Below are 767 nucleotides of genomic sequence, written 5' to 3' on the forward strand. Positions count from 1 at the left end.
TATATGTATATGAAAGATTATAATAATATGCTTAGAGTAGCAAGAGATGGTATTATAGTTAATAGATTTTYTCATAAGCTTTATTTTCAAAAGGGGTATGCTTTATATAAATTGGGTAAAACTAATGAGGCTATTGAACCTGTAAGGCATTCTCTTATATTAAATCCTGATGATGCTTATATGAACAATTTTTTAGGTTTGTTATATCTTTATACTGAAGATTATAAATTAGCTGAAGCATCTTTCTTAAAGGCTAATATATATAGTACTAATAATATTGTATATATGATTAATTTGGCTGCTACTTATGAGAGAGATAAAAATTATGTATCTGCTCTAAAGATTTATGAAGATGTTTATAATATAGATAAAACTTATAGAAATGTKGCTGAATCTATAAATAGAGTTAAAAATTATTTAGGATATACAAACGAAGATATTAAAGTTGTTAATACTGTTGAAACTGCTCATAATGAGGATACAGAAGTTAATTTAATAAAYCCTATTGAAAATACAAATCAAACTGTTATTACTAATAATATATATACAAATRATATCATTAATACTAATAGTACAGTAAATACTAATGATACTAATTCAAGTACTACGAATCAATAATATTTATGAAAGAGATTATAGACATATTAAATGAATATTCAAATAAAAAAAATAGTAATTTATATTCATATTTAAAAATTGCTAATAAGTGGAATATAATTATGGGAGATGTTTTATCTAARATATGCTATCCTTCATTTTTTAGAAAT

At 22.3% G+C, this 767-nt stretch carries 1 protein-coding gene; it reads left to right on the forward strand.

From position 1 onward, the window contains the following. Nucleotides 1-618 (forward strand): tetratricopeptide repeat protein (locus tag GQX97_RS13010; protein WP_157152275.1); only part of this gene is annotated, 618 nt, incomplete at its 5' end. Between the last annotated feature and the right edge of the window lie 149 nt (nt 619-767).

Source organism: Brachyspira sp. SAP_772 (genome assembly GCF_009755885.1).
Lineage (GTDB): Bacteria > Spirochaetota > Brachyspiria > Brachyspirales > Brachyspiraceae > Brachyspira.